Here is a 22487-nt window from a genome sequence, read left to right on the forward strand (position 1 = left end):
CGTGAACCAGGAGTCTGTCTCATCTCATGCGATACGAAGAGTTCACTTCGGACATCGTGGTCGTCGGCGGTGGGCTGGCGGGATGCTGTGCGGCCATCGCTGCGGCTCGCCAGGGCGCGACCGTTGCCTTGGTCCAGAACCGGCCGGTGCTCGGCGGCAACTCGTCGAGCGAGGTGCGAGTTTGGGCCTGTGGTGCGACCGCGCACGGAAATCAGCACCATGCGCGCGAAACTGGGATCGTCGGTGAAATGCTGGTCGAGAACCAGTTCCGCAACATCGATGGGAATCCGTATTACTGGGACCTCGTCGTCTTGGAAGCCGTCCGGGCCGAACCCAATCTCACACTATTTCTCAACACCGATGTGCGGACCGTCGATGCCGTGGGACCCGATGACGACAGGTTCATCCGTTCGGTCACCGGCTGGATGGTGGGTTCAGAGCGGGAGATCAAGTTTCGCGCGTCGTCGTTCATCGATTGCAGCGGTGACGGGCTGGTGGGTCATCTGGCCGGGGCACGCTACCGCACCGGATGTGAGGGCGCGGACGAGTACGGCGAGTCCTGGGCCGTGGACGTCGCCAATGACAACACACTGGGCAGCACGATCCTGTTCTACTCCAAGGACGTCGGCCATCCCGTGAAGTACGTGCCACCCAGCTTCGCCAGAGACATCACCGCCACATCCATACCGGAGCGGCGCGTCATCCGGGAGGACCTCAACGGGTGCTCTTACTGGTGGATCGAGTGGGGTGGCGAGAAGGACGTCGTGCACGACAACGAGGAGATCCGCGACGAACTGCAAGCGGCGATCTACGGAATCTGGGACTACATCAAGAACTCGGGCACATTCGACGCTGACAACCTGACGTTGGAATGGGTGGGATCGGTGCCCGGGAAGCGCGAGTACAGACGTTTCATCGGCGATTACACGATGACACAGCATGACATCCTGGAACAGCCGTCGCAGCCGGACAACGTCGGTTTCGGGGGCTGGCCGATCGACCTACACCCTCCGGGTGGCATGTACGCGACGGAGAAGGGTTCGCGGCACTGGCATCCCGACGGCTGTTATGAGATCCCACTGCGGAGCCTCTATTCGCAGAACGTCCGCAATATGTGGATGGCCGGGCGCAACATGAGCTGCAGCCACGTTGCCTTCGGGAGTACCCGGGTGATGCTCACCTGCGGAGTTGCCGGGGAGGCTGCGGGTACCGGCGCGGCGCTCGCGCTCCAGACCCGGACGACCCCGCGAGAACTCGTCGCCTCGCACCTGACGACAGTGCGCAACACGATGGTGCGTGCAGACGCCTCCATCCTGGGCGTGGCCAATACCGACCCGGACGACCTGGCCCGGACGGCGACAGTGACCGGCTCTTCCACCCTCCGCGCCTTGGCCGTGGAGGACTCGATGGGCGCCATGCCGCTCGAGGCCGATCTCGGGATGGTCTTTCCGGTGAATCCCTCGGTCGACTACGTCGAGCTGCTGGTCGACGCGACTGCGGAAACAGAGCTGACTGTAGAGCTGTACAACACGGGGAAACCGCAGTGCTACCTCCCCCGCGATCTGGAGATCTCGGCTCGAGCGCCAGTGGCAGCGGGTCAGAAGCAGTGGGTGAGGTTTGATCTCCCCTGGGCACCAGAAATTCCGCGGAACGCATTTCTGATGATCCGGAAGAACCCGCGAGTGGCATTGCACCAGGCGTCCTATGCCGAGCCCGGGACGATCTTCTTCTTGCACCGCGACCCGCCGGCGGATGAGGAGTACCTGGAGCAATGGCGAGAGTGGAAGTATGCGCTCCATCGGCAGGGCATCTGCTACCGGGTGGGGCCGCGGACGAATGCGTACGCCGCCGAGCTCATTGTCGGCGGATACGCGCGGCCGTTCGGCGGGCCGCAGATGTGGGTGTCGGAGTGGCTTGCATGGGATGAGAACCCGTGGGTCGAACTCACCTGGCCGGAGCCGGTCACGTTCGCGGAGATCGCCCTCGTCTTGGATGACGAGGTTCACGAAGACCTCATCAACCTTCATGCTTTCCGGACGCCCTTCGAGGTCCTTCCCGGCCTCATTCGCGACTATCGCGTCGAGGCCACCGTCGACGGCACCTGGACCGAGATCGTGTCCGTCATGGGCAACCGCCGTCGCCATCGCGTCCACGGCCTCGATCGTCCGGTCACGACTGACCGACTCAGGATCACCATGACAGCCACCAACGGCGCCCCGCGCGCCCACCTTGTTGCCGCTCGCGTCTATCGCGATCGGGCTGGCCGGCGCCGGGCCTTCCAAGAGAGGTCTCATGATGCCCGCTGAGCGTCGCCTTGCCGAGATTCTGCCGACTCGGCCGGCGCCGGTGGACGCGGCGGCGCTCATCGAGGGCGTGGTCGTCGACGACGGGGTCGCGTACGTGTCCGGTGTCGTCGCGTTCAACGGCGCCGACGGACCCCGGACGGGGAAGGTCGGTGCCGACCTCACGGTCGAGGAGGCGTCCGCCGAGGCCGGGCAAGCCGTGGCGAACGCCCTGTACCGGCTGATCGCGGCGCTGGGGTCGTTGGACCGGGTCGAGCGGGTGCTGAAGCTGACGGTGTTCGTCAACGCGACGGAGTCACTGACCGAGCAGCCGGAGGTCGCCGACGGTGGCAGCCGCGTGCTGCTGCACGTCCTGGGGGAGCGGGGGCGCCACGCGCGGTCGGCCGTGGGTGTCGCGAGCCTTCCGCTGGGCGCGTCCGTCGAGATCGAAATGGTTGTGAGGGTCGCGTCCTGATGCGGCTGGCCGCTGTTGGGTTCGGCCACGAGGCGAACTCGTTCGCGCCGGCGCGGGCGACCCTGAACGCCTGGCGGGCCGAGGGCATCCTGGAAGGCGCCGAGATCAGAGCGCGGCACCGTACGGCCGAATCGATCCCGTCCGGGTTCTTCGCGTACGAGGCGGAGCAGCCCGGCGTCGAGGTCGTGCCACTGGTGTACGCGTGGATCACCCCCACAGGTGCCAGCACGGCGGAGGCGTTCGAGCACCTGACCGGCCGGATGATCGGCGCACTGCGGGCAGGTGGGCCGTGGGACGGCGTGCTCCTGCCCCAGCACGGTGCTGCCGTCGCGGACGGGTTCCCGGACGCCGACGGCGAGTTCGTCCGCCGCGTCCGCGCCGCCGTGGGTCCGCAGGTGCCGATCGGGATGACGCTCGACCTGCACGCGAACGTCTCGGACCTCATGGTCGCCCATGCCGACGTCATCACCGTGTATCAGACGAACCCGCACGTCGACGCCGCCGCGCAGGGTCTGGCGTGCGCCCGGCTGATCGGACGTACCGCCCGGGGCGAGATCAGCCCGGCGATCGCATTGGCCGCCCCGCCGTTGGCGATCAACATCATTGCGCAGGGCACCGCCGAGGAGCCAATGGCCGGACTTCTCGCGCTCGCCCGGCAGGCGGAGCGACGGCGGGGTGTCTTGTCCGTCAGCGTCGTGGAGGGGTTCCCGTATGCCGATGTGCCCGAGATGGGCGTGAGCGTCGTGGCGGTCACGGACAATCAGCCTGACCTGGCCGCCGAGATCGCCGCGGACGTCGCTGGTGCGGCGTGGGCGTCGCGAGGAGACATGGTCGGTGACGCCCTCGGTATCGACGACGCGCTGCGTCAGGCGGCTGCCGAGCCCGGCGGGCCCGTCGTGCTGCTCGACATGGGAGACAACGTCGGTGGCGGCAGCCCCGGCGACTCCACGCATCTCCTTCACGCCGCCCGGCGGTTGGGGATCACCGGCGTCGCCGTGTCGCTCTACGACGAGGTCGCGGTCGCCGCCTGCCATGCGGCCGGCGTCGGCGGCCGGGTCGGGGTGGCCGTCGGCGGGCGGACTGACGACCGGCACGGAACGCCCCTCCCCGTCACCGGGGAGGTGATCGCGCTGTCCGACGGCCGGTTCGAGGACTCGACGCCGACCCATGGCGGAGCCAGGTTCTTCGATCTCGGGCCCACCGCCGGTATCCATACCGACGACGGCCTCCTGCTCGCTGTGCATGCCCGTCCGGCCGCGACCCACAGTCAGGTACAGTTCCGCATCGCCGGTATCGAGCCACGAGAGGTGAGGATCATCGCAGCCAAAGGGGTTCACTCCCCGAGAGCTGGGTTCGAGCCGATCGCCAGCCGGCTGATCTGGGTCAACACGCCCGGCGCCACGAGCGCCGACCTGGCCACGCTCGGCTACCGCCTCCGCCGCAAGCCGATGTTCCCGTTCGAACCGGACACCGCCTGGGCGCCGCGATGACCGCCGCGGCATGCTCCCTGCGGGAAGTCGGCCTCGACGGCGACCGAGTCCTGGTCGTCGAGGACGGCGAGATCCGGATGTCGATCAACGTCGACCATGGCGCGCACATCTTCGAGCTCGCCGACCTCCGCAGCGGGACGAACCTCCTGTACGAGGATCCGGACGGCTCACGTCACTACCGGGTGGGCGGCTGGTACGAGCTGTTCCCCAACGCCGGCAGCCCCTGCGTCGTGGACGGGAGCAGCCTCAGCTGGCACGGTGACATCCAGCACCGGCCGTGGTCGTGGACGGTCCGCGCGTCCGGTCCGGAACGGATCGTGGTCGAGTTCGCCGCGCGAAGCCACGATCTGCCGTTCGCGATCCGCCGGACCGTCGAGCTGGCCGGGGACGGCGATGTGCGCATCAGCGAGACGATCACGAACCTGTCCGACCGGGGGCTGCACTACTCGTGGGGGCACCACGTCACGTTCGGAGCGGTGATGATGGGCCCGGGCTGCCGGATCGACGTGCCCGACGCCGAGTTCTCCGCCGAGCCCCGAGACAACCCGTCGGCGCCCTACGCCCCCGGCGCGCGGGGCACGGTCGATGCACTGCCCGGCCGGGACGGCGGCACCGTCGACCTCACCAGGTTCCCGGGCCGGCCGTTCAGCATGATGCTGTTCGCCGATCGCCTGCCTCAGCATCGATGCGGCATCTGGTCCGACGAGCTGCGGACCGGCATCGAGCTGGAATGGGACGGTGACGCGTTTCCGGCGCTGTGGATCTGGGCCACGGACAAGGGCAGCGAGTCGCTCCCCGATGTGGTGGCGTGCGCGCTGGAACCACAGAGCTCCGCGGTCCACACTCTGTCCAGGGCCATCGAGGCAGGGAAGGCGCCCTTCCTGAGGGCCGGAGCCAGCCGCGACGCCTGGCTTCGGGCACGCATCCGCCATGACCCCGCCGCAGGCAACCGCCACGAGCCGGGGCCGCAAGGTAAAGCTGAATCTCACATCTAGGCATGAATCGGCGGTTGAGGCATTGATCGGCCCCTAGGTGCTGTGGAGTGATCGCGGGCTGCGTACCCGCGTCATAGAGGTGGGCGTATGACCGGCGTGGCGGCGAAATCGCCACGTCGTTTAGCGTGCTCGGTCGAGTTGAACGCGCTTTCGTCGTTCGTCGGTCATCTGGCCCATGATCGTGTGCGATCTGTGTGACGATCTTGCATGGCAGGCCGGGTCAGGTGGGATTGGTCCGGGCGAGGTTGCGCCCCTGAGCTGTAGCGATGTGATCCGGCGACGGTCAGGCGGATGTGGGTTCATCGTTCACACCGAAGAGGTCCCTGTTCAGGGCGTGTGGCGGTCGACGTACTACGAGCCCGGGTCGACAACTCGACAACTAAACCCTCACGGTGCGGGTCCTCGACGAATCCTGCTTCGGTAGCGCAGGCGGCAACCTCACGTACCGGATCGAGATCACGTCGCTGTACGTCGAAGAAGCGGATCGGCTGGCGGCCTACGAACTCATCTACGGAGTCCAAGGCGGCGAGGATGCCCGCGTCAACATCCTCACGGTCCAGGGCGACGGCAAACGGTCAGCGTCGTCCCTGCCACGCCTGGGCGCCTCGTGTGTCCGGACGCACGAAACCGCCTCGCCCCGAACGAGAGTTCGGGGCGAGGCGGTTTCTGGTCCCCCAAATGAAGTCCAGCCCCCCAGCAGACTCAAGGTAGGGATCTTGATGATCTACGTCGTGACCGGCGCCGTCAAGGGTGTGATCGCAGAGCGGTGGTCCTCGACCTGGTCGACGTGGCCGGCGAAATCCGGATCGGCCGGACCATCGATCTGCCCAGCCGGCAACTGTACTGACACTCCGACGGACGCCATACGCCCAGCGCATGGCTTCAGAGTGCACTGGGTAGTCGTCATTGATACCGACACTCAGCTTCCACGCCGCCAACGCTGGATGTTGGGCACGCTTGTGTATCGCTTCCCGCAGGTGCACCTCGGTATCGGACTCCTGGGCAACGCACTGTTCGTCGTCGGCGCCATTCTCGTCATGTTCAACCATCAGGGCACCCGGGATCTGGTTCTTCCTCGTCGGCAGCTGCGGCATGCTCGCCGGGAGCCTCGGGGAGCTGGGTCGCCGACCAGGAACTGTCCACCGATCACCCGTCGGCGGATAGCCAGACACAACCCTTCCGTTCCTAGCCCGGGACCGATGCCCAGCCCACCTTCACACGTACCAGAAGCTCCTAGGAGCGCACAACCCGTCCGCGTTCACCGCGGTGCTGCTGAATGTCCCGCGTCTTGTCCGCATTCGACAAGGGCGAGGTGGGCTAAGGCGTCGCTGTCCTGGCCGACGCCGCGAGCCGACGGCGGCGCTGTCGCGGTCTCGGCTGGCCTGGTCCTCAGCGGAGCTGGTGCCTGGTCAGTCGGCGTGCGGTGTCACAGCGGCCGATGCCGGGTCGTGGCGAGGGAGATGGCGCCGGCAGTAGCGAGCAGCGCCGCCGCGGCCAGGAGGCACCGAGAATGCCGGACCGCCTCGGCCTTACCCATGGCGAGATCGCCGGCCCACGGAGTGGACGGATGGCCGGCGCCGACAGCGGCGAGCTCCTCATTCAAGCGCTTGGCCGGCGTAGTCCGCACCACCGCGAGGATTTCATCGAGCGGACCGGTACGTTCCGGCGCCAGGAACTCCGGAACGTCTGCCATGCGCGGGCACCCGACCCAGCAGGGCACCTGCCGGGGCGGGCAGGCGGGTGCTGGAGGTTCGGCACAGCGTGCGGAACCCGCTCGCCGGGCGTTGGACGGCCTCGACGCTGCCGGCGACCTCACAATGGGAACGGCGCGTTGAACGTCGTGCGGGCCGAGTCGTTCACGTCGAACCGCAATCGCAGCATTCGGCGCCTCCCTCGTGTCGTCGCCAATTGATCCTGCGCCGAGCAGAGGTGTCGTGCAACCGGGATCGAGTGACGAAGCCGGCGAATAGGTCGTACCAGCCCGATGACGGTGTGATTCCGGTCAGATGGAGGTGGCGGCGGTGACGGCGAGCGCGGTGCCGAAGGTGTACGTGCCAAGGGCGCCGGCTAGCCGCGGTGTCGATTCGGCGGCGAGGCTGGACGCGGTGAGCATGCCGAAGGCGTGCACCAGCCGTGCGGCGGTTGCGCCGATGATGAGCGCTGCGGACCACCAGGTCGGTTCGCGGGCACTCACCAGGAGGAACAGGACGATGAGCGTGGGGACGTGCTCAGTGGCGTTGCCGTGCGCGCGGATCGCGATGAACAGCCGGTCTGCTGGATCTGAGGGGAGCTGGGAGCCACCGGACTTCGCTGTGACGCCGCGCAGGCGGGACACGTTGAAGCCGAGGGCGAAGACCAGTGTGGCGAGGATGGCCGTGCAGATGATGGCGGTGGTCATGCGGATCTCCTGATGTTGGGTGTGCCGAGCACGGTGTCCACCACATCGGCGCACAGCGACCAACCGAGCATCCCGTCGGCCTTGCGCAGAGCACCCGGGCTGGTCACGTTGACCTCGATGAGATAGGGGCCGATCACGTCTATGCCCGCCATCCGCACGCCATGCTGGGTCAGGGACGGCGCGAGCCGTGCGCAGATCTCGCGGTCGCGTGCCGTCACCGGCGCCTCGGCGCTGGGATCGCCGATCCGGAAGTCGCCCAGGGCGGGGAATCGGTAGATCGCGCCGACGGGGGTGCCGTCGAGAAGGAAGATCCTCTTGTTGCCGTCGGCGACCTGGGGGAGGAAGGGTTGGAGCATGACCGCTGCGCTCCCGCCGCCGGTAGTCATCTCGATCAGCGATGGCAGGTTCCGGTCCTCGCCGTCCAGTACCAGCACGCCGCGCCCGGCGAAACCGTCGATTGGTTTCACTACCGCGACTCGGTGGTCGGTGACGAACGAGCGGACGGTGCGGGGGTCCGCGGTGACCACGGTGGGCGGTATCAGGTCGGGGAAGCGCAGGGGGAGCAGGTGCTCACTGCAGGCCCGTAGCCCGGCTGGGCGGTTGACCATCGCGGTTCGGGACGGATCCACGACGTCGAGGATCAGGGTCGCCGCGAGGTATGACGGGTCGACCGGCGGCTCGGTGCGGATGAACACCGCGCTCATGTCGTCGAACCAGATGTGTTGCGGCTCGGATGCGGTGAACCAGCGTTCGGCCGCGATCCACCGGTGGTCTCCCGCGGGCTCTGAGGGGGCCAGGTGGACCTGGCGGGCCAGGCCACGGGCCCTGCCGTCGCAAGCTTCGAGCAGCCGGCCCTCGGTCACCCATACCTCCGCCGAGCGGTCCTGCGCGGCGTGCATGAGGCCGACGCTTGTGTCGACGCTAGGATCGAGCGTTTCCAGCGGGTCGGCGACGAAGGCTACTCGCATCAGGCGCCTCCTACGGTGCTGAGGTCGTGGGCGGTGAGCCGTCGGGCCATGCCGGCGCGGGCGATGGCGAGCACGTCGTCCGCGTGAGGTGCCGAGCCCGTGGCCGCCGCGAGCCAAGCCCGCTCCATGTCGCCGGCGTGGGGCAGCAGCAGGTCGAGGGCGTCGCGACGCGCTGTAGGGTCGTTGACGAGGGCGTCGACGGTGGCGATCGCCTCGCCGATCCGCTCGATCGGCTGGGCGTCGAGGTAGCGCACCTCGAGGTATCCGCGGCGCGGCCGGACCGGCGGGAACAACGTGTTCAGGTGGTACTGCGGGTCCGCCGCTGCGGCGATGGGCAGACGCTCCGCGCGGGTCGCGAAGGCGGTGTATGCGCCGACCGGGTCCGCCGGGTCGAGGTGCCGGCCGTCGTAGCCGGTCCGTCGCAGGTCGACGCCGTGCCAGATGTGCGTCCTGGCACTGTCGAAGGCGACTCGCCGGCCGTCGAGATGGGGTGAGTTGGCGAAGGCGGCGGTCAGTGCGGGGCCGGCGAGGTTCGCCACCTGCCACTGCTCGTGGCCGGCGCGGCCGGGCAGCAGCTCGACGGCGACCTGCAACGACGCGGTGAGCCTCATCATGCGGCGGCCGTGCGGGCCGACCGTGTCGAACAGGCGCTGCATCGCCAGGTAGCGCGGTGTTCGCGCGCACAGTGGGACGTCCGCGCACGAGTGGTATGGGTTCGTGCCGCTGGCCTCGAGCCGGATGCCGCGCTTCATCGCGATCCTGGCCGCTCGGTCAACGAGGCGCTCCACGTCGTCGATCAGTGCGGCGACCGTGGAGCGCGGTGGCGGGCTCAACTCCAGCTGTCCGCCCGGTTCGAAGGTCGGTCGTGCGGCGGCGACGAAACCGGCGTCGAACTCGGCGGCCAGCAGCGCCGGATCGGCCGGGCGCGGCGATCGGTCGTCCGTGACCGCGATCAGCTCGACCTCGGCACCAACCCGGCCAGGGCAGGCGCCCGGCATGAACTGCCGCCGGACCGCGTCGGCGAGGGTCATGATCCCGCGGCGTCCGCGACGGGGCGGCCGTAGCCGCGCCGAGCCGAATGATCGATGCCGTGCCCGGCCCAGGTGTAGAGATGCAGTTCGAGACCGTCCGGATCGTTGAACACGAGCAGCCACCCGATGGACGCCTCGATGATCGGTGAGTGCGGGACGCCGAGGTCGTCCAGGTGGGCGACCCAGTTCTCGGCGTCGGCATGGTCGGCGATGGCGAAGCCCACGGGATCGAACCCCCGGCAACCCTGCGCGGCCTGCAGGTTCTCGCGGAAGGCGACCAGCGTGTCGCCCAGCCCGGGAACCTGCCCGCCGACGCCGCGGATGACGCCGTCGTCGTCGGGGAACTCCATGGTGGCCCGGAACCCGAAGACCCGTTCGTACCAGGGCAGCGATCGCGACAGATCGCTGACCGGGATCTTCACGTAGTGGACGCCGGCCAGTTCGAGCTGGGGCATGATGACCTCCAATTTCGCCGCAGTGCAACTGCGGCTAATGTTGATAGAATCCACGCCATGGCCGAATCCGTCAAGCGGCAATACCGGGCGCCGGGACGTGCGGCCGCCGCCGCCGAGACCCGCGCCCGGATCCGTCGAGCGGCCGCCAGGCTGTTCGTCGAACGTGGTTATGCCGCGACGACCATGCGGGACGTCGCAGCGGCGGCCGGGGTGGGGGAGCGGACCCTCTACGACGCCTTCGAGAGCAAGGCGGCGCTGTTCGGGCACACCCTCGGGGTGGCGACGGTGGGCGACGAGGAACCGATCGCCGTCGCCGACCGCACGCAGATCCAGGCCGCGCGCGAGGAAGCGGACCCGGTCGCGGCCATCGCCACCATGGTCGCCTACGCGACCGACCTGCTCGAACGTGCCGGCGACCTCATCATGGTCAGCGTCGAGGCCGCCGGCAGCGACGCCGACATGCGCGCCGCCGCCGACGCCGGGGCCCGGGCAACCCATGAGGTGCATCTGGCATTCACCAGCGCCCTGCACGCTCGTGGTGCCCTGCACGACGGCCTCGACGCCACCGCCGCCGCGGACATCCTCTATGCCCTCGCCTCGCCCCACCTGCATCAACTCGTCCGCCGTCATCGAGGATGGAGCCGGGAGCGGTATCAGACCTGGCTCCAGCACCTCCTCGTCCACGAACTGCTCCGCTGAGGGGCACCCAGGTCCGACTCGTCGTCGCGCGGGTCGATGAGGAACGAGGGCGGCGGACTCATCCGGACGACCGCTCGAAGGTCGGTCAGGGTGCCCGGTAGTTCGAGCGTTCGCCGCGCAGGGCCGCGAGGACGGCGAGCACGCGGCGATGGTCGTCGGGGGTCTCCTGCAGGCCGAGCTTGGTGAAGATGTTCGCGATGTGACTTTCCACGGTCTTGGTGCTCACGACGAGACGTTCGGCGATGGCGACGTTGGAGCGGCCCTGCGCCATGAGGGAGAGGACGTCGTGTTCGCGCTCGCTGAGCGATTGGACCGGGTCGTGGCGGGAGCGTGTGCGCATCAGGTGCCGTACGACGTCGGGGTCGAGCACCGTACCGCCCGCGGCGATGGTCGCGAGCGCACCCAGCAGGGTGGCGACATCGATGACTCGATCCTTGAGCAGGTAGCCGAACCGTTCAGGGTGTTTCTCCAGAAGGTGCGCGGCGAACTGCGTTTCGATGGCCTGGGACAGCAGCAGGACACCCAGCCCGGGGTAGCGTTCCCGCAGTTCGACCGCGACCGCGGCGCCCTCGTGCGTGAACGTCGGTGGCATCCGGATGTCGACGACGGCGACGTCGGGCTGGTGCGCCTCGACCGCTGCCGTGAGTGCGGAAGCGTCGGCGGCCAGGGCACTGACGGTGATGCCGACCTCACCGAGCAGCCGGGCCAGCCCTTCACGCAGCAGGGCGGAGTCGTCGGCGATGACTACGCGCATGGCAACACCGCCCGCACTTCGGTCCCGGACGGTACACGCGGCCGCACGGTGAGGCGACCGCCAGCGGCCGCGACCCGGTCTGCCAAGCCCTGCAGGCCGTGCCCGCCGGGGTCGGCGCCGCCGACGCCGCGGTCGGTGACGCTCACGATCAGGTGTGCCTGGTCGCGGTCGACCTCGATGCCGACCGTGTCGCTCGATGCGTGTTTGACCGCGTTGGCGACGGCCTCCGCGATCACGAACCACGCGGTGCTCTCGACCGCGGCGTCGAACCGGTCCGGCGGAACCCGGTAGGTGATCGGCGCCGGGATCCGATCGGCGAGATCTGCGACCGCGGCGAGCAGACCGCCACCGGCCAAGGCCGCCGGCTGGAGTCCGGAGGCGAGGTCGCGGAGCTCCTGTACGGTGGCGCCGAGCTCGACGACGGCGCGGTCCGCCTCCTCCCGGAGCCGCTGGTCGGCGCCGCTGAGTCGTGCTGACTGCAGGTGCAGCGCGATCGCGAGTAACCGCTGCTGGGCACCGTCATGGAGGTCACGTTCCAGGCGCCGCCGTTCGTCGAGGTGCGCCGTTGCCAGCCGGGCACGCGACTCGGTGACCACCTCGACCTGGCGGGCGAGCTCGGCACGCAGAGCCACGTTGTCGATCTCAGCGCTGGCCTCGGCGGCAACGGCCGTCACGACGTCCTGACGGACGCGGGCCGGGTCGTACTCCAGCTTCGCCCCGCGCACGTCCACGACGTGCGGCCCGGGCTGGCCGCTCACGCCGTCCGCGGCGACCCACCCGCCCGGCGCGGGGTACAGCACGCGGGCAGAAGGGTCGCGCAGCGCCGCCCCGATCACCGAGTCCAGGTCGGTGTTGCCGGACGCGGCCAGTCCCCGGCGCAACGCCTCGACGGCGTTGTGCCGGGTGGGGTCGAGCCGCTGCTCGACTGCCCGGCGGGCCCAGACATACGACAGGCGCGCCACGACCACGCCGGCGATGGTCGCCGCGATGGTCGGAAGCTGCGAGCGCTCGCCGAGCGGCGTCGTGCGGCTGATGACCAGAACGACCGCTCCGAATGCTGCGACGACCGCTCCCGAGGCCAGCGCATAAGCCGCGGAGTCGGTGACGACACGCTCGACGTCGTAGAGCCGGTAGCGCAGCACGGAGAGTGCGGCCCCCGCCGCGAGCGCGACGAAGGCCAGGGCCAGCGGCCAGCCCGCCCACTCGCTGTAGCCGGTGTAGGACAGCACGAACGCGGCGGCGACCCCCGGCACCAGCGGCGAGGCACCGGCACCCAGCCAGAGCAGCCGGCGGCGTTCGTCCTCTCGGGCCACCCGCCAGGCCCGGACGGGGACGAGGACGGAGGCGATGGTGCATGCGCCCAATGCGAGCCCGACGCCGTACGACAGGTAGGTCGCGAGGTCGCCGTACGGTGACGGCAACGCCCATGGACTGTGCCGGCCCCTGAACGGGCCCTCCAGCGGGCTCGAGCGCACCAGTACGAGCACTTGAAGCAGGACACCGAGCACGAGGGTCAACCGCAGCAGCCGCCGGGGGCGCAGCGCCCGCGACGGTGTGGCCTGCAGCGCCAACGCCACGAGCACGAACCACCACACCCAGCTCGAGTCGGCCAAGGCCGCGACCAGCAGGTCGCCCTGCCGCAGTGCCAGCTCTTCGGCGAAGACGCTCCAGGCCATCGCGGTGCCGAGGCCCAGGAACGCCCAACCGGCGGGCTGGCGGAACGCGCGCCAGGTCAGGACGACGCCGACGAACCAGCAGCCGAGCATCGCCGCGGCGAACGGCGCGTCGCCCGCGCCGAACCCCGCGGTCGGCAGCGCGTACCCGGCGAGCCCAGGGCACAGCGACCACGACAGTGCCCGAACGACGAACCGGGTGACCCGCGCCATCTGCTCATGGTGGCAGGAATCAGCCGAGTGTGGCTCAGGGTCAGCCCTGATCGTGAACCGGTGCCTGCACCGTGGCGGCGAGCGTCGGCTCCGGCCGAAGGTGGAGCCCATCGCCGAACTACGAGGAGCTCTCATGAGTGTCAACACCGTGCAGTCCGACAACCTGGTGACCAAGACCGAAGGCAGGGTCGCAGCGGTGTCGGCGTTGATGTTCGCCGTCTGCCTGTTCTGGACCGTAGCCAGCGTCAACGTGCCCCGCGACGCCTCCGACACCGAACTCCTCGCCTGGTGGCAGGAGGCCGACAACCTGGTCAGCATCCTGGTCTCGAGCGTCTTCGCCGTCGTCGCCGCGGTGTTGTTCGCAGTCGTGGTCAACCGGGTGCTACGCCTGCCCGCGGCGGGGCGTGCCCCTGCGTGGCTCGGGTTCGCACGATCGATGGGCGCCGCCTTCGTCGCGACGCTGCTGGTGACCGGGGCGACACGCGGTGTGATCGGTCATCTCGTCGAGCGGCTGGACGAGCCGCTGCCCTCGCTCGACGTGTTGCGCTACTCCACCGCGTTGAACTATCTGCTCCTGGATCTGCCCGTGATGACAGCGCTGGCGCTCACGATCGCGGCGATCGGTGTGGTCACGCTGCGCACGTCGGTGCTCCCGCGCTGGTCCGCCTACGTCGGGCTGGCTGCGGCGCTGGTCATCCTGGGCGCCGTCGCCGCCGGCATCGGCGCATACGCGACGCCCGCCGCTCTTCTGTGGGCCGTATGCCTGTCGGCCGTCCTCTGGCGGCGATCATGACGGCTCAGCGGGTGAAGCCGCCGTATCCGCCGTCACCCTTGATTCCTGTGTTGCCGTGGCGTACGCCGATTGGTTTCGATCGGCGTACGCCGCTGGACTGAGCATCGATCACCACATTCGTTGTGATCCGATCGTTCCGATCGCCTAGATGCTTCTGGTGGCGACCGTTGGTCATCGGTGCCCATGTCGCCCTCGACAATGGCCCGATCATGATCACCAGGCCACCGCTCTGACGCGCAATGAGGAGTCCGGCGGTCTCTCTGCGGTGCTGGGCGGATCTCGCGGTGTGGTCGGCGTAGTGGTGAGCCGATGATGGAGTACGGCGTTCGGGCCGTCGGCGACGGCCGCTGGAATGGAAGAGACCCCTGCCGATGCACTCCTGTCGCGGCATGAGCTGGAAGACCACTTCCGCCTAGGCGCCGCCGCTGAGCGGCGAGGTCTGACCGTGGCGTTCGCCGCGGACGCCACCTGCATGCCGACTTCCTCTCCCGCGCCGTCCAGCTCGCTCACGACCAGGGCGCCACCGTGCTGGCGTCGGCTGCCGGACGCCGCGCCTTCCCCCATGCATCCCGACTACGCTGCGGCCCACGGTGCCGAGCTTGTCCGCGATGGGCGCGTGTGAGGGTCAGCGGCTGGTCCGGCTGAACATCCGCACGGCCAGCGGCGCGAACACGACGGTGAGGGCGGCGGCCCATGTGAGGGTGAGCGCGACCTGACCCGTGACGGTCTGCCCGGGTGGAAGGGCGCCCTCGCCGAGCATCAGCCCGCGCAGCGCGCCGGCGGCGACGGTGACCGGCTGGTGGGTTGCGAACGGTTCGAGCCAGCCGGGCATGGTCTGGGCGGGGACGAAAACGGCGCTGGTGAAGCCGAGGGGGAACACGACCATGTACACGGCGGCCTGGACGGCTTCGGCGGATCGGACGACGAGCCCGACCAGCGCCATGACCCACGACATGCCGTAGCTGAACGCGAGCGCGATACCCAGGCCGGCGAGTAGCCCGGCGAGGCTGGTCTGCCAGCGGAACCCGATGAGGATGCCGACCCCGAGCATGAGCGTGATGGTCACCGCGGAGCGGAACAGGTCGGAGAACGTGCGCCCGGCCAGGACGGCTAGCCGGCTCATCGGCAGTGAGCGGAACCGGTCGATGGTGCCGGAGCCGAGGTCGTCGGCCAGGCCGGCGGCGGTGGCGGCGCCCCCGAAGAGTGCGAACTGGGCGATCAGGCCGGGCACGAGCCAGTTGACGTACTCACCGGCGGCGGCCGCTGGCAGCACGCCCTCGACGGCGCCGCCGAACACGAAGGTGAACATCAGGATGAAGATCACCGGCATCGTGGCCGACAGGACCAGCACCCCCGGGAGGCGCACGGTGTGGAGCAGGTTGCGGCGGGTGAGTGCCCAGATGTCGGCGCCGGTGCGGCGGGCGCCGGGTGGCCGGGTGACGGTGGTGGTCATCAGGCTGCCTTTCGGTCTGTGGCCTGGTGGCCCGTGAGTGACAGGAAGACGTCGTCGAGCGTGGGTCGGCGCAGGGCGACGTCTGTCACGTGAACGACGGCGTCGATCTCGCGCAGCACCCGCCGCAGGGTGTCGATCCCGTCGGTGGCGGGCAGGACGACCGTGCCTGCGCTGCGGTCGCTGGGCCGGGCCCCCAGGTGCCGGAGCTCCTCGAGGAGCCGGGCACGGTCGGCCGGCTCGACCGTGACCTCCACCGTCGCCGCCCCCACCGCCGTCTTGAGCTCGTCCGGCGTGCCATCACTGATGACTCGGCCGGCGTCGATGACGGTGATCCGGTCGGCCAGCTTGTCGGCCTCGTCGAGGTACTGGGTGGTGAGCAGCACCGTTGTGCCGTCGCGGACGAGCCCTCGGATCAGCTCCCACAGGTCGCGGCGGCTGGCAGGGTCCAGCCCGGTGCTGGGCTCGTCGAGCAGCAACACCAGCGGGCGGCCGACCAACGAGGCGGCCAGGTCAAGGCGCCGCCTCATACCGCCGGAATAGGTCTTCACCTGGCGGCCAGCGGCCTCGGCGAGCCCGATGCGTTCGAGCATGTCCGTGGCCCGCCGCCGGCTCTCCGCCGGTCGGAGGCCGTAGAGCCTGCCGATCATCTCGACGTTCTCCCGGCCGGTCAGGTAGTCGTCCACCGCGGCATACTGCCCGGCCAGGCCGATCACCGACCGCACCGCGGCAGCATCCTGGCGCACGTCGAGACCGGCGATCCGCACCCGGCCCTGGTCGGGGGTCAGCAGCGTCGTGAGGACACGGACCAGAGTCGTCTTGCCCGCGCCGTTGGGCCCCAGCAGGCCGTGCACCGTCCCGGGCTCGACCGACAAGGACAACCCGTCCAGCGCACGCACGCCACCCGGGAAGGTCTTGCCCACCGCCTCGACCCGAACGATCGGCTCGGACATCTCCCGCTCCTTCAGATGTTGACATCAGAATGTAGACACTAGTGTGTACATCCAGAGATGTAAACTCCGGCTATGGAGACGGCGACACAGCCCCGGCTGCCGCGGGCTCAACGGCGCGAGCAGATCATCGCGGCCGCTACGAGGGCGTTCGCCGCTGAGGGGTTCGCCGGCACCGGCCTGGACGGCATCGCCGCGGAGGCGGGCGTCAGCCGTGCCATCCTCTACCGGCACTTCGAGTCCAAGACCGATCTCTACCGGGTCGTCCTCGACCGGGTCTGCGAGCGGCTCGGCGCTGTCGTGGGGGAGCGGCCCGGCGGTTTCACCGAAGCCGCCGTGGACGGCCTGATCGCCGGCGCGGCGGCCGACCCCGACGGCTTCAGGCTGCTGTTCCAGCACGTTGCCAGGGAGCCGGAGTTCCGGGACTTCGCCGACCGCTTCAGCACAGGAATGACCTCGGCTGCGTATCAGCAGATCGCCGCCGTGGTGCCCGATCCCGCCTGGGCGCGATGGGCGGCCCGACTGGCTCCGATCGTCGCCATCGAATCCGTCATCGCCTGGCTCGACGCCGGCCAACCCGACGCCGACACAGCGAGCGAGCGAGTCATGCAGGCCGTCGGAGGCATCATCGCCGCTGCCCAGAGGCGGCCGGACTGACACCCTGACGGGGTCGGGACCCATAGGTGCGTCAATCTGTGTTTGCGGGAGCGCTGCCAACTGCATGGGACACGGCAGATTCGCTCCAAGCGACTCGGCAAGATCGAACGTGTCTCATCGCTCAGGAGTTCGAGGATGTCGAGGTTCTGATAGCAGAGCCCGTCCTGTGGGAATGGCGAACACGACCACCGCGACCCCAAGCGAGCTGCGGACGAACACGACGCCGCCACGCGCGCTCGCCAGGCACAGCTAACCAGGATCCCCAATGCTGTCCGTATCGCCCCGGACGTCGAGCCTCTCGACGTCCGGGGCGAGAAGCGGCAGCCCGCATGAACGGGATCGATGAGATCGTGTTGTCGCTGACTGCCAACGGCCGGACCATCGGTGAGGTCTCCGCGCACTTCGACGAGGTCTACGGCGCGAAGGTGTTCAAGGACACGATCTCAGGGTCGCGGACAAGCTCGTCGGCGAGATGACCGAGTGGTGCGCCCGGCCACTTGGCTCCGTGTATCGGGTGATGTTCATCGACGTCATTCACGTGAAGATCCGCAATGGTCGGCTCAAGCGCCGTGTCGGTGGCGATCACCGGCGACGTTGAACCAGCGCGGAAACGCTGCAGCGAGCTCGCGGTTTCCGCTCACCCGCAGCGAGCCGAAGTGCAGGATGTGCTGCCACGTCGTGTCCCCGCCTACATAGGCGGCCAGGCACGAGGCGTCCACGGTCATGGTGAGATCGACGTCGTGGCCGGGGTCGCTGATGCAGAGGTCACAGGTCCCGAGCTGGCCGTCGATCACCATCCAGAACCGGCTGAGGCCGTCGGCGGAGCCGGCGACCCGAAACGCGACCACCACGCGTCGTGCCGGTACATCGGTGAGGACCGCCTGCTGTCGAAGCGTCCACAGCAGGTCGCCGGCGTTCAAGGTGTCGGTCTCGCAGCTGAAGCGGTTACCCCACGCGGTCATGGCATCGAGCACCGGCTTCAACTGCTGCCCTGAAGGGGTCAACGCATAGCCATGATCGGAGCGGGTCACCACACCCACCCGTTCGAGGTAGCGCAGGCGGCGGAAGAGCACGGTCGGCGACATCGTCGGCAGGGATCGGCGCAGGTCGTTGAAGCGGCACCGCCCGTGCTGCAACTGGTGGACGATCGGCACGGTCCAGCGTTCGGCCAACACGTCCGCACAGGTCATCACGGCGCAGAGCTCGCCGTACTCCTCCTCCACGCCTCCACGGTAGAACCGGTGCACGGCATGTACCAGTACACGTCGTGCACTTCCTCGGCCGGCGGAAACGGCGAATCCTGAAAGCAGGCACGAGTCAGGAGGAAGCAGAATGACCATCGACCGCGAACTGCAAGACATCGCCCGCCGCACCTGGTCGGCCGGCAACTGGGACAAGGTCGCCGACTTCATCGGCAACGCCGGACCTCGTCTCCTCGACGCCCTTGACGTCTCGGCGGGCATGACCCTGCTCGACGTCGGCGCGGGCAGCGGCGGCTCGGTGGCTATCCCGGCCGCGCTGCGCGGCCTGGACGTCACCGCCACGGACCTGGTGCCCGATCACTTCGACGCGGGCCGCCAGCGTGCCGCGCAGGTGGGGGTGTCGCTGGATTGGGTGGAGGCCGACGCCCTCGACCTCCCCTTCGAGGACGAGTCCTTCGACCGGGTGACCTCCACCTTCGGGCACATGTTCGCCCCCGACCACGCCCGGGCGGCGAGCGAACTGGTCCGCGTCTGCAAGCCCGGCGGCCGGATCGGGCTGGCATGTTGGTCGCCGCAGGGCACCATCGGCCGGTTCTTCGCACTGACGGGTGAGTTCCTGCCGCCGCCTCCACCGGGCTTCGTCCCGCCGGTGGCCTGGGGCTCCGAACAGTACGTGCGCGAGCTCCTCGCCCCGTACGGCCTGGATCTGGCCTTCCAGGAACTGTTGAACACGTTCATCGACGAAAGTCCCCAACACTATGAGGACTTCATGTTCGCGAACTTCGGGCCGCTGGTCACCGCCGTCGAGGCTCTGGGCGAGCGGGCCGACGAGTTCCGGGCCGCCAACCTCGCGCTGTACGACGACATCAACCAAGCCACCGACGGCACCCTGCGCTACGAGGGGCAGTACCTCCAGACCATCGCCGTCAAACCAACATGAGGATCCAACGACGCATCGACGCCAGGCTGCACGCAAGCAGGCCGGTTCGAGGCTACGCAGCATGGCCGGGCTCAACGATTGGTGCCGGCTGCACTACTGCGGTGCGGGCCGGCTAGCCCCCACCGCAGTAGTCCGTGAGAGCTTCATGCGAAAGTGCCGCGATCGCCCCGTGGCGCGCCACCTCTCGAACGCCGGCCGGGATCGGCCGCGGCAGCGACCGAGCGGTGGTAGTTGTCGGGTGCCCCGGCGCCTACGCGAGGCTCGGGCTCCCACGGCTCGGGACGCATTCCTCCAATTGAGAATGGGTCTTCGTGCAGACCTCTGACACGATGTCGAAGTCACCCGATGAGCAACGCTGATTGCGGTGGACGGATCATCGCACTGGGATGAACACATCATCGGTTCAGCATGTTCGCAGTGGCGCCTGACCTTGCCCGTCGTGTTGCCAGTGAGCTGGGCCTCAACAGTCACCCGCGGTCCGCAGTGCGTCGGTGGCTGCGCGCCTCGGGAAACGTCGCCACAACTACGACGACGACTGCGAACACCGTCAGCGCAGCCAATGTGCGCAGCAGATTCCACTCGTTCCACGGATCCTCGAACGCCGCCCGCGCTTCGACCAACGCCGCCGAGGAGGGATCGGTCCGCTCAGCGAGTTCGTCGTTCAGGGGCACATTGACGAGGAACGTCACGCCGAGGACCCCGACCGCGTAGATCGCCGTCGCCACGGCCAATGCCACACGAGCGGCGACACCGGACACTGTGACGGCAGCCAGGGCGAGTAGCGGCGCGCTGCCGAAGAAGAACGCTGCGAACCATCCGGTACGCACGGTCGCATTGATGCTCTGCATCGCCTGCACGTACGTGGCGTCGTCCACCACCGCCAACCCTCGGGTGACAGAGATCGTGTAGGTGACGAAGAATCCCGCCGCCAGGCCGGTCGCAAGCGTGGCCAGTACGGCGACAATGCGTGGGAAGGTCATGACACACCCCAAAAGTAATCGAACCGATCGGTACGCTTGTTACCGTATGCGCTGGTACGGTTTGGGTCCATGGCAGGAGCAACACGGCGTCGAGGCCGCCCACCGGCCGCCGATGCACGCGCACACCGCAACCGAGTACTTGGCGCCGCGCGAGATTGCCTCGCCGAGCATGGTTACGAACGCACCACGATGCTCGCGATAGCCCATCGCAGTGGCTCCTCGAAGGAGACCCTCTACCGTTGGTTCGGCGACAAGGCCGGACTGTTCCGAGCGCTCGTCGAGGACGAAGGGGCGCGGACGGTCCAGAGCCTGCGTCGTCATCTGCGGGCTGACGACGAGCCCCTGAGGGTCCTCACCGATTTCGGGGTCAGCCTACTGAAGCTGCTCACTGGCGACTGGTCACTTGCCGCGAACCGCGCCGCGATGTCATCACCTGAGCTGGCCGGCATCGTCCTCGCCAATGGCCGGCACGCGGTAGGGCCGGAAGTCGAGGCCTACCTGGCCGAGCTCGACGCCCGCGGAGTACTCATTGTCTCCAACCCGGGGGAGGCCTTCACACTGCTGTATGGCTTGATCGTTCGCGATACGCAGATCCGGGCGCTACTTGGCGAGCGCTCGCCAACACCGCATGCGTTGCGCAGACAAGCCGAACACGGCGTCCGGGTGTTCTACTCGCTACACGCCGCCTGATCGGAGACCTGCCGGGTAGCGAGGTGTTCCCGGCGACGGCGGCAAGCTGATTCGTGTCGCACCGATCGACTGACCGGCTGCGCTCACACCGCCTCGGCCGAGATCCTCGTCAGCCACACCGCCGCCATCCTGCAGCGGCTGGAACTGGCCGAATCGGACACGATGGCATCGTTGGACGAGGCGACCGGCACCGTTCGGATAGCCGTATTCCAGTCGGTCGCTATTGCGCTGATGCCCGAACCGGGAGGGTACTCGGTGGTAGTGCGTCGCTGCAGGTCAGAGTGTCGTTGTGAGGTGATCGCGTAGCCGCTCGGCGACGTCCGGGACGTCAGCGTCGCAGAGGTTGAACGGGTTGACGACGAGTGCTCCTGGCGGCGGTTCTTGGTGGAGGGCGATGGGTGGGTCGGCGTCGATGAGTCCGCGCTGGACGGCGGCCGCGATCGCAGTCGCGTTCTCGTGGTCGATGGTGACGAGGATGCTGGGGATGCGGAAGGTGTGGTCGTCGTGTTCGATGGTGGCGGTGACGTGGGGGAGCCGGGTGAGACCGGCGACGATGGGTTCGAGGCGTGCGCGGTAGGTGCTCATCAGCCCGTCGTGGTCGGTGTTCAGTGCCTCTCTTACGGCGGCATGGAGTCCGGCGATGGTTTCGCGGCTGACCTTGTGCGGTCTTCCGAGTTCGATGTTGGGGCTGGCGAGCGTGCGGGCGATCTCGATGAGGTCGCGTCGGCCCGTGAGGATGCCGCTGTTCTGCGGGCCGCGGAGGTACTTTCCGCCACTGAACTGGACGAGATCGGCGCCGCTGGCGGTGAAGGCCGTCAAGTTCGCCATGGGTGGCAGGGCGCCCGCGGCGTCGACGATGACGGGCAGGTCGTGTCGGTGGGCGACGCGGACCATGGTGTCGAGGTCGAGGCCGCGGGATGGGCCGGAGACCACGTGGAGCACTGCGATGGTGCTGGGGTCGGCGGCGGCGTCGAGGTCTGCCGGGCTGGTGTGCTCGGCGGTGCCGATCCAGCGCAGGTGGGCGCCGGCCAGGGTGGGTAGCCGCGTGAACGGGTTCTGGTGGGCGCGCTGCACGATGACGTGGTTGGGCGGGCGGGTGTGGCCCGGGAGGGCGCGAACAGCGGCGGGGTCGTGCCGGGCCAGGCAGGCGGCGGTGGCCAGGACCACTGCGCTGGCCGCGCCGCTGGTGACCATGGCGGCTTCGGCGCCGGTGACGGTGGCCAGGTAGCGCCCGACGGCGTCGTTGAGTTCGGTGACGTCGACAAAGTCGTGAGAGGCGTCGATCATGGCCGCTTGGACGGTGTCGGTGAGCCGGGATCCCCCGTATCGGGTGTTGGTCCCGGCGGCGTTGATGACGCGCCGTACGGCCAGGTCGTCGTAGATGGTCATTCG

Annotated in this window: 21 protein-coding genes and 2 pseudogenes; 11 read left to right on the forward strand and 12 right to left on the reverse strand. The window is 68.8% G+C overall.

Going from position 1 to position 22487, the window contains the following annotated elements:
• Nucleotides 1-26: 26 nt before the first annotated feature.
• From JIAGA_RS31165 to JIAGA_RS0120235, 4 genes are read left to right on the forward strand one after another with little or no spacing between them, the layout of a single operon-like run.
• Nucleotides 27-2306 carry an FAD-dependent oxidoreductase gene (locus JIAGA_RS31165; RefSeq protein ID WP_051426304.1) on the forward strand — a complete coding sequence of 760 codons (2280 nt, stop codon included), beginning with the start codon at nucleotides 27-29 and terminating at the stop codon, nucleotides 2304-2306.
• Nucleotides 2296-2757, forward strand: a complete 462-nt coding sequence (locus JIAGA_RS0120225) for a RidA family protein (RefSeq protein ID WP_169738902.1) — start codon at nucleotides 2296-2298, stop codon at nucleotides 2755-2757. The genes JIAGA_RS31165 and JIAGA_RS0120225 overlap by 11 nt, the downstream gene beginning before the upstream one ends.
• Nucleotides 2757-4247 (forward strand): M81 family metallopeptidase, encoded by a 1491-nt coding sequence (locus tag JIAGA_RS0120230; protein ID WP_051426306.1) that lies wholly within the window; start codon nucleotides 2757-2759, stop codon nucleotides 4245-4247. The genes JIAGA_RS0120225 and JIAGA_RS0120230 overlap by 1 nt, the downstream gene beginning before the upstream one ends.
• Entirely contained in the window at nucleotides 4244-5242 is a 999-nt protein-coding gene (locus JIAGA_RS0120235) for a DUF4432 family protein (RefSeq protein ID WP_026877070.1), read from the forward strand. The genes JIAGA_RS0120230 and JIAGA_RS0120235 overlap by 4 nt, the downstream gene beginning before the upstream one ends.
• A 1426-nt stretch (nucleotides 5243-6668) precedes the next feature.
• Here JIAGA_RS0120235 and JIAGA_RS0120245 read toward each other — a convergent pair.
• From JIAGA_RS0120245 to JIAGA_RS0120265, 5 genes are all read right to left on the reverse strand, one after another.
• On the reverse strand, nucleotides 6669-6935 hold the full coding sequence (locus JIAGA_RS0120245) for a hypothetical protein (protein ID WP_026877071.1): 267 nt from the start codon (nucleotides 6933-6935) through the stop codon (nucleotides 6669-6671).
• Between the two features lie 309 nt (nucleotides 6936-7244).
• Nucleotides 7245-7640 (reverse strand): MAPEG family protein, encoded by a 396-nt coding sequence (locus JIAGA_RS0120250; RefSeq protein ID WP_026877072.1) that lies wholly within the window; start codon nucleotides 7638-7640, stop codon nucleotides 7245-7247.
• Nucleotides 7637-8608, reverse strand: a complete 972-nt coding sequence (gene gshB / locus JIAGA_RS31170) for a glutathione synthase (protein ID WP_035812778.1) — start codon at nucleotides 8606-8608, stop codon at nucleotides 7637-7639. Before gshB ends, JIAGA_RS0120250 begins: the two co-directional genes overlap by 4 nt.
• Complete coding sequence (locus JIAGA_RS31175; protein ID WP_035812780.1) at nucleotides 8608-9639, reverse strand: glutamate-cysteine ligase family protein; 1032 nt, start codon at nucleotides 9637-9639, stop codon at nucleotides 8608-8610. The genes gshB and JIAGA_RS31175 overlap by 1 nt, the downstream gene beginning before the upstream one ends.
• The gene (locus JIAGA_RS0120265) at nucleotides 9636-10094 is read right to left on the reverse strand and encodes a VOC family protein (RefSeq protein ID WP_026877074.1); all 459 of its coding nucleotides are present in this window, start codon (nucleotides 10092-10094) and stop codon (nucleotides 9636-9638) included. The genes JIAGA_RS31175 and JIAGA_RS0120265 overlap by 4 nt, the downstream gene beginning before the upstream one ends.
• 57 nt (nucleotides 10095-10151) lie before the next feature.
• On the opposite strand from JIAGA_RS0120265, the gene JIAGA_RS0120270 reads away from it, so the two are divergent.
• Nucleotides 10152-10793 (forward strand): TetR/AcrR family transcriptional regulator, encoded by a 642-nt coding sequence (locus JIAGA_RS0120270; RefSeq protein WP_026877075.1) that lies wholly within the window; start codon nucleotides 10152-10154, stop codon nucleotides 10791-10793.
• An 85-nt stretch (nucleotides 10794-10878) separates the two neighbouring features.
• Here the strand turns inward: JIAGA_RS0120270 and JIAGA_RS0120275 are convergent, their stop codons facing one another.
• Both JIAGA_RS0120275 and JIAGA_RS33355 read right to left on the reverse strand, forming a co-directional pair.
• Nucleotides 10879-11547 carry a response regulator transcription factor gene (locus JIAGA_RS0120275; RefSeq protein WP_026877076.1) on the reverse strand — a complete coding sequence of 223 codons (669 nt, stop codon included), beginning with the start codon at nucleotides 11545-11547 and terminating at the stop codon, nucleotides 10879-10881.
• Nucleotides 11538-13433, reverse strand: coding sequence for a sensor histidine kinase (locus tag JIAGA_RS33355; protein ID WP_051426307.1), 1896 nt, complete (start codon nucleotides 13431-13433; stop codon nucleotides 11538-11540). The genes JIAGA_RS0120275 and JIAGA_RS33355 overlap by 10 nt, the downstream gene beginning before the upstream one ends.
• Nucleotides 13434-13566: 133 nt before the next feature.
• Here JIAGA_RS33355 and JIAGA_RS0120285 point away from each other — a divergent pair, with 133 nt between their 5' ends.
• Both JIAGA_RS0120285 and JIAGA_RS36195 read left to right on the forward strand, forming a co-directional pair.
• Nucleotides 13567-14226, forward strand: a complete 660-nt coding sequence (locus tag JIAGA_RS0120285; protein WP_026877077.1) for a hypothetical protein — start codon at nucleotides 13567-13569, stop codon at nucleotides 14224-14226.
• 412 nt (nucleotides 14227-14638) lie between these two features.
• Nucleotides 14639-14790: pseudogene (locus JIAGA_RS36195) on the forward strand (MBL fold metallo-hydrolase); the annotation flags it as partial.
• 61 nt (nucleotides 14791-14851) lie between these two features.
• Here the strand turns inward: JIAGA_RS36195 and JIAGA_RS0120290 are convergent.
• Together JIAGA_RS0120290 and JIAGA_RS31185 are read right to left on the reverse strand one after the other, a co-directional pair.
• Entirely contained in the window at nucleotides 14852-15679 is an 828-nt protein-coding gene (locus JIAGA_RS0120290; RefSeq protein WP_026877078.1) for an ABC transporter permease, read from the reverse strand.
• The gene (locus tag JIAGA_RS31185; RefSeq protein WP_035812784.1) at nucleotides 15679-16629 is read right to left on the reverse strand and encodes a daunorubicin resistance protein DrrA family ABC transporter ATP-binding protein; all 951 of its coding nucleotides are present in this window, start codon (nucleotides 16627-16629) and stop codon (nucleotides 15679-15681) included. The genes JIAGA_RS0120290 and JIAGA_RS31185 overlap by 1 nt, the downstream gene beginning before the upstream one ends.
• Before the next feature lie 72 nt (nucleotides 16630-16701).
• Between JIAGA_RS31185 and JIAGA_RS0120300 the strand changes: the two genes are divergently transcribed.
• Nucleotides 16702-17283 (forward strand): TetR/AcrR family transcriptional regulator, encoded by a 582-nt coding sequence (locus JIAGA_RS0120300; RefSeq protein ID WP_026877079.1) that lies wholly within the window; start codon nucleotides 16702-16704, stop codon nucleotides 17281-17283.
• Between the two features lie 326 nt (nucleotides 17284-17609).
• Nucleotides 17610-17854: pseudogene (locus JIAGA_RS36200) on the forward strand (transposase); the annotation flags it as partial.
• Here the strand turns inward: JIAGA_RS36200 and JIAGA_RS31190 are convergent.
• Complete coding sequence (locus JIAGA_RS31190) at nucleotides 17844-18695, reverse strand: winged helix-turn-helix transcriptional regulator (protein WP_342673666.1); 852 nt, start codon at nucleotides 18693-18695, stop codon at nucleotides 17844-17846. The pseudogene JIAGA_RS36200 and the gene JIAGA_RS31190 overlap by 11 nt on opposite strands.
• On the opposite strand from JIAGA_RS31190, the gene JIAGA_RS0120315 reads away from it, so the two are divergent.
• Complete coding sequence (locus JIAGA_RS0120315; RefSeq protein WP_026877080.1) at nucleotides 18616-19425, forward strand: class I SAM-dependent methyltransferase; 810 nt, start codon at nucleotides 18616-18618, stop codon at nucleotides 19423-19425. The genes JIAGA_RS31190 and JIAGA_RS0120315 overlap by 80 nt on opposite strands.
• Before the next feature lie 467 nt (nucleotides 19426-19892).
• Here the strand turns inward: JIAGA_RS0120315 and JIAGA_RS31195 are convergent, their stop codons facing one another.
• Nucleotides 19893-20300 (reverse strand): anthrone oxygenase family protein, encoded by a 408-nt coding sequence (locus JIAGA_RS31195; protein ID WP_245597215.1) that lies wholly within the window; start codon nucleotides 20298-20300, stop codon nucleotides 19893-19895.
• A gap of 174 nt (nucleotides 20301-20474) precedes the next feature.
• On the opposite strand from JIAGA_RS31195, the gene JIAGA_RS31200 reads away from it, so the two are divergent.
• On the forward strand, nucleotides 20475-21095 hold the full coding sequence (locus JIAGA_RS31200) for a TetR/AcrR family transcriptional regulator (protein ID WP_084469843.1): 621 nt from the start codon (nucleotides 20475-20477) through the stop codon (nucleotides 21093-21095).
• Nucleotides 21096-21371: 276 nt separating this feature from the next.
• Here JIAGA_RS31200 and JIAGA_RS33360 read toward each other — a convergent pair whose 3' ends face one another.
• Complete coding sequence (locus JIAGA_RS33360) at nucleotides 21372-22484, reverse strand: aminotransferase class V-fold PLP-dependent enzyme (RefSeq protein WP_051426311.1); 1113 nt, start codon at nucleotides 22482-22484, stop codon at nucleotides 21372-21374.
• Nucleotides 22485-22487: the final 3 nt, after the last annotated feature.

This window comes from Jiangella gansuensis DSM 44835 (assembly GCF_000515395.1).
Classification (GTDB): Bacteria; Actinomycetota; Actinomycetes; order Jiangellales; family Jiangellaceae; genus Jiangella; species Jiangella gansuensis.

Coding starts and splice junctions, on each gene's coding strand:
- JIAGA_RS31165 (WP_051426304.1), top strand. CDS start 27: ATGCGATACGAAGAGTTCACTTCGGACATCGTGGTCGTCGGCGGTGGG.
- JIAGA_RS0120225 (WP_169738902.1), top strand. CDS start 2,296: ATGCCCGCTGAGCGTCGCCTTGCCGAGATTCTGCCGACTCGGCCGGCG.
- JIAGA_RS0120230 (WP_051426306.1), top strand. CDS start 2,757: ATGCGGCTGGCCGCTGTTGGGTTCGGCCACGAGGCGAACTCGTTCGCG.
- JIAGA_RS0120235 (WP_026877070.1), top strand. CDS start 4,244: ATGACCGCCGCGGCATGCTCCCTGCGGGAAGTCGGCCTCGACGGCGAC.
- JIAGA_RS0120245 (WP_026877071.1), bottom strand. CDS start 6,935: ATGGCAGACGTTCCGGAGTTCCTGGCGCCGGAACGTACCGGTCCGCTC.
- JIAGA_RS0120250 (WP_026877072.1), bottom strand. CDS start 7,640: ATGACCACCGCCATCATCTGCACGGCCATCCTCGCCACACTGGTCTTC.
- gshB (WP_035812778.1), bottom strand. CDS start 8,608: ATGCGAGTAGCCTTCGTCGCCGACCCGCTGGAAACGCTCGATCCTAGC.
- JIAGA_RS31175 (WP_035812780.1), bottom strand. CDS start 9,639: ATGACCCTCGCCGACGCGGTCCGGCGGCAGTTCATGCCGGGCGCCTGC.
- JIAGA_RS0120265 (WP_026877074.1), bottom strand. CDS start 10,094: ATGCCCCAGCTCGAACTGGCCGGCGTCCACTACGTGAAGATCCCGGTC.
- JIAGA_RS0120270 (WP_026877075.1), top strand. CDS start 10,152: ATGGCCGAATCCGTCAAGCGGCAATACCGGGCGCCGGGACGTGCGGCC.
- JIAGA_RS0120275 (WP_026877076.1), bottom strand. CDS start 11,547: ATGCGCGTAGTCATCGCCGACGACTCCGCCCTGCTGCGTGAAGGGCTG.
- JIAGA_RS33355 (WP_051426307.1), bottom strand. CDS start 13,433: ATGGCGCGGGTCACCCGGTTCGTCGTTCGGGCACTGTCGTGGTCGCTG.
- JIAGA_RS0120285 (WP_026877077.1), top strand. CDS start 13,567: ATGAGTGTCAACACCGTGCAGTCCGACAACCTGGTGACCAAGACCGAA.
- JIAGA_RS0120290 (WP_026877078.1), bottom strand. CDS start 15,679: ATGACCACCACCGTCACCCGGCCACCCGGCGCCCGCCGCACCGGCGCC.
- JIAGA_RS31185 (WP_035812784.1), bottom strand. CDS start 16,629: ATGTCCGAGCCGATCGTTCGGGTCGAGGCGGTGGGCAAGACCTTCCCG.
- JIAGA_RS0120300 (WP_026877079.1), top strand. CDS start 16,702: ATGGAGACGGCGACACAGCCCCGGCTGCCGCGGGCTCAACGGCGCGAG.
- JIAGA_RS0120315 (WP_026877080.1), top strand. CDS start 18,616: ATGACCATCGACCGCGAACTGCAAGACATCGCCCGCCGCACCTGGTCG.
- JIAGA_RS31190 (WP_342673666.1), bottom strand. CDS start 18,695: ATGAAGTCGGCGACCTTGTCCCAGTTGCCGGCCGACCAGGTGCGGCGG.
- JIAGA_RS31200 (WP_084469843.1), top strand. CDS start 20,475: ATGGCAGGAGCAACACGGCGTCGAGGCCGCCCACCGGCCGCCGATGCA.
- JIAGA_RS33360 (WP_051426311.1), bottom strand. CDS start 22,484: ATGACCATCTACGACGACCTGGCCGTACGGCGCGTCATCAACGCCGCC.